At 31.0% G+C, this 4,407-nt stretch carries 3 protein-coding genes and 2 other annotated features; of the genes, 2 read left to right on the top strand and 1 reads right to left on the bottom strand.

Annotation, left to right across the window (positions count from 1 at the left end):
• Positions 1 to 137: 137 nt before the first annotated feature.
• The gene (locus tag FYJ27_RS12480; RefSeq protein WP_154485122.1) at positions 138 to 665 is read right to left on the bottom strand and encodes a tryptophan transporter; all 528 of its coding nucleotides are present in this window, start codon (positions 663 to 665) and stop codon (positions 138 to 140) included.
• Between the two features lie 127 nt (positions 666 to 792).
• Positions 793 to 1,048 (bottom strand) — a binding site (T-box leader).
• Positions 1,049 to 1,176: 128 nt separating this feature from the next.
• On the opposite strand from FYJ27_RS12480, the gene FYJ27_RS12475 reads away from it, so the two are divergent.
• Complete coding sequence (locus tag FYJ27_RS12475) at positions 1,177 to 2,961, top strand: thioredoxin domain-containing protein (protein ID WP_154485121.1); 1,785 nt, start codon at positions 1,177 to 1,179, stop codon at positions 2,959 to 2,961.
• Positions 2,962 to 3,023: 62 nt separating this feature from the next.
• Positions 3,024 to 3,231 (top strand) — a binding site (T-box leader).
• A 51-nt stretch (positions 3,232 to 3,282) separates the two neighbouring features.
• Positions 3,283 to 4,278, top strand: a complete 996-nt coding sequence (gene trpS / locus FYJ27_RS12470) for a tryptophan--tRNA ligase (protein ID WP_154485120.1) — start codon at positions 3,283 to 3,285, stop codon at positions 4,276 to 4,278.
• Positions 4,279 to 4,407 lie beyond the last annotated feature (129 nt).

The following is a 4,407-nucleotide window of genomic DNA, read 5'->3' as shown; positions in this document are numbered from 1 at the left end:
AGGCTAACTATTTGTTTTTTGAAATCTTCCGTATACCTTTTTGCCATTTTAATTCCTCCCAATTCTTTATATTTTATATTATATCATTGTTCGGAATTTAGTTGTCCTATTTAGTATAGCCTATCTAATCTATATAATCAAGCATTGAAATTATCTACAGTAACTCCCGATAGTTTTAATGCTCTTTTTATTATTCCATAAAGAAAAGCAGTTCCTACTCCATTGATTAGTATAGTAGGTAGAACTACAGTTATCATTAAAACTTTCAATGGCACAGGCAATCCAGTAATTAAAAGGGCAGATATTAGAAATGTTGTTCCACTTATAAAAGTTCCTAATCCACTAATCAGAGCTACTATAAAAGAATTGAGTTTAAAATGCTGAATACCTTTAATAATGATAAATAAAATTAAGCATGTAACTAATTTGTCAATTAAATTAGGTATTTGTCCCCCTGGAAAGGTGGTAGTCATAGCAGAAAGTATACCACCTAATAATGCTGTTAGCATAGTATTCCTAAACGTACTATTTAAAAATATGGATATGAAGATGAATGACAATAAAAAGTCAAATTTCATTCCTCCTAATATACCAGGTGTAATCTGATGCAAAATAAATCCTATGGTTAATAGTAATGCTGTGAAAATATTGTTTTTCAATTTCATAATAATATCCTCCTTATTTTGTTCTATTCTTTTATATTTCCAGTCACTTTCTTCAGTTCACAACATACTACTCACCACCTTCATTTTCTAATTAATAAATTGTATAAAAAAAGTCCTTCATCCTTGTAAAAAGGACGAAAGACATATTTTCGTGGTACCACCTTTAGGCTATCATTTGACAGCCCTTCTCTACAGATACGAAATCTTACGATTTGATATCCTATTCCTATAACGGGAAATCCCCGACATTGACTACTCTGAACTTTTCATTTCATCAAGTTTCTTGTAGACCCATTCATTAACAAGCTAATATCAGGCTTTCACTATCCCCGACTCGCTGAAATCTCACTTAGTTAATTACTATTTCTACGCATTGAATTTATCCTTATTTTACACTAGTTTAATACAATATAGTTAGAAAGTCAAGTTGAAAAAATATTATTTTTAGCATATCTCCCTACTATCATGGGTAGAATCTATATAACAGGATATAAGGAAGGGATCTGATTTTGTGAATGTAAATAATAATAGTACTCCAAATAAATTAATTTATGAAAAGTCTCCATACTTACTTCAACATGCATACAATCCAGTACAATGGTATCCATGGGGAGATGAAGCTTTTGAAAAGGCTAGAAAAGAAGACAAACCTATATTCTTATCTATAGGTTATTCTACTTGCCATTGGTGTCATGTGATGGCTGAAGAATCTTTTGAAGATGAAGAAGTAGCAGAACTTTTAAATAAATATTTTATACCTATAAAAGTGGATAGGGAAGAGAGACCAGATATTGATGAAGTATATATGACTTTTGCCCAAGCATTAACAGGTAGTGGAGGTTGGCCACTTAATGTATTTACCACTCCCAATGGGAAGCCTTTTTATACTGGAACCTATTTTCCTAAAAAATCAAGCTATAGATATACTGGGTTAATTGAAATATTGAATAAAATGAATGATTTATGGAGGGAAAGTAAGGATGAGTTAATTGAAGAAAGTAATCGTATATTAAATGCAATAGAAAATTCTTATCTTACATATTCAGAGGGAAAAGTAGGAAAAGCAGAACCAGAGGAAGCAATTGAAGAATTGAAAAATACTTTCGATAGAATATATGGAGGTTTTGGAAGAAGACCTAAATTTCCTATACCCCAAAATATATTTTTATTATTAGACTATGGAGTAAGAAATAATGATAATGAATCTATTTATATAGCTAAAGTTACTTTAGATAGTATGTATAAAGGCGGAATATTCGACCATGTAGGATTTGGATTTTGCAGATATTCTGTAGATGAAAAATGGCTTGTTCCCCATTTTGAAAAAATGCTTTATGATAATGCATTACTGGGAATAGCTTATTCAAAAACTTATGGAATAACTAGAGAACTAATGTATAAAGAAATAGCTGAGAAAATATATGAATTTGTATTTAGAGATATGACTTCAGAAAATGGAGGATTTTACTCCGCATTAGATGCAGATTCAGAAGGGGTAGAAGGAAAGTTTTATGTTTGGGATTATAATGAAATAATTGATGTACTAGGAGAAAAGGATGGAGAATTTATTTCTAGTTTCTATGATATAACTAAATTAGGCAATTTTGAAGGGAAAAATATTCCTAACTTAATAGGGAAGGACTTATATTTTATAGATGAAGGAACTTTTGAAAGGGTAGAAGGTATTAGACAAAAGCTATTTAACTATAGAGAGAAAAGGGTTCATCCTCATAGGGATGAAAAGATTCTTACTTCTTGGAATGGACTTATGATTGCCTCTCTCGCTTATAGTGGTAGGCTTTTAAAAAAAGAAGAGTATATAAATAGGGCAGAGAAGGCTTGTAATTTTATATTAAAAAACTTATCTAGGGAAGATGGAAGGCTTCTATCTACTTACTCTAAAGGGGAAGGTTATAACTTAGGACTACTACCAGATTATACTTTCTTTACATGGGGGCTTATTGAATTATATGAGTCAACAAAGAATGAAAGCTATCTTGAAAAGGCCTTAGAGTTAAATGGAGATATGTTAGAATTGTTTTGGGATGATAAAAACGGGGGATTGTTTTTATCTGGTGGTGATGGAGAGAAGCTTGTCATAAGGCCTAAGAGTATATATGATGGAGCAATTCCTTCAGGAAATTCTATAGCTGCTTTGAATATGATGAAATTGTTTAAAATAACAGGTAATAAAAGTTTGAAAGATAGGGCTGAGGAAATCTTATACGTTTTTGGAGAAGAAATAAGTAAAAATCCATTATCATATGCTTATATATTAAGTTTAGTATTAGATTAAAATACAAATAATACTATTTACTTTTTTAAAAAGTTATATATAATGTATAATAATAGGTAAATATGAAATCTATGACCAAGAGTAGTAGATATAAGAAAGGTCTATAGGGAGCTAAGGGTAGTGGAAACTTAGTGATACTCTTATATTGAATGGACTTGGGAGATGAAATCTGAAATAAAGTAGGATTTTACGGCTTATCACCGTTAAAGATTAGAGTGGGCTTATTAGCCAACTGGAGTGGTACCACGGAAGCTACCTTTCGTCTCTTTTTGAGATGGAAGGTTTTTTTATTTATATAAATTAGAATTGGGAGGTTTTTTTATGGAAGAGAAAAAGACGGTATTTAGTGGAGTACAACCTTCGGGAGCATTAACTATTGGAAATTATATAGGATCTATTAGAAATTGGATAGATCTCCAAGATGATTATAATTGTTTTTATTCTATAGTCGATCTTCATGCTATAACTGTACCACAAGTGCCAAAGGATTTAAGAAAGAATACTTTAGATTTACTTGCACTATATTTAGCTAGTGGGTTGGATCCAGAAAAATCCACTATATTTATTCAATCCCATGTTAGTGCTCATACTGAACTTACTTGGGTATTGAATACAATGTCTTATATGGGACAACTTAGTAGAATGACACAGTTTAAAGAGAAGTCTAAAAGAAGTGAAGAAAATTTAAATGCAGGCCTATTTACCTATCCTGTATTGATGGCTTCTGATATACTTTTATATCAGACAGATTTAGTGCCTGTAGGAGAAGATCAAAAGCAACATTTAGAGTTAGCAAGGGATTTAGCTGAAAGGTTTAATAACAGATATAGTGAAACATTTAAAGTTCCAGATCCATTGATTAAAAAGGTAGGAGCAAGGATTATGAGTCTTCAAAATCCAGAAAGTAAAATGTCTAAGTCTGATGACAACGAAAATGGATATATTCTTTTATTAGATAGTCCAGATATTATAAACAGGAAGATAAAAAGGGCAGTAACGGATTCCTTAGGTCAGGTTAAATATAGTGATGAACAACCAGGAGTTAAAAACTTAATAAATATATATTCTGCTTTTAGTGGAAATTCTATTGAAGAAATTGAAAGCAAATATGAAGGTACTGGATATGGACAGTTTAAGAAAGATTTAGCTGAAGTAATTATAGAAGGTTTAAGACCTCTTCAAGAAAAATATGATGATTATATGAAGAACAAAGATTATCTAGAGGAAGTATCTAGAGGAGGGGCAGAAAAAGCAGAGAGAGTAGCTAGAAGAACATTGAGAAAAGTATATAAAAAGGTTGGCTTTATTCCTAGATAGTAGGGGCTGTTTCATAACTGATTTATCAGTTATGAAATGCCTCTTTTTTTATGTTCAAGTTAACAACTGAAGTACCTAAGTTTCTATAAATTCAAATATATTTTTCTTAGTCTAATTTTAGGTATAGCA

It is taken from the genome of Anaerosalibacter bizertensis, from assembly GCF_009696605.1.
Taxonomy (GTDB): Bacteria; Bacillota; Clostridia; order Tissierellales; family Sporanaerobacteraceae; genus Anaerosalibacter; species Anaerosalibacter bizertensis.
The sequence above is the reverse complement of the archived record's forward strand: the minus strand, read 5'-3'. Positions and strand labels throughout refer to the sequence as shown.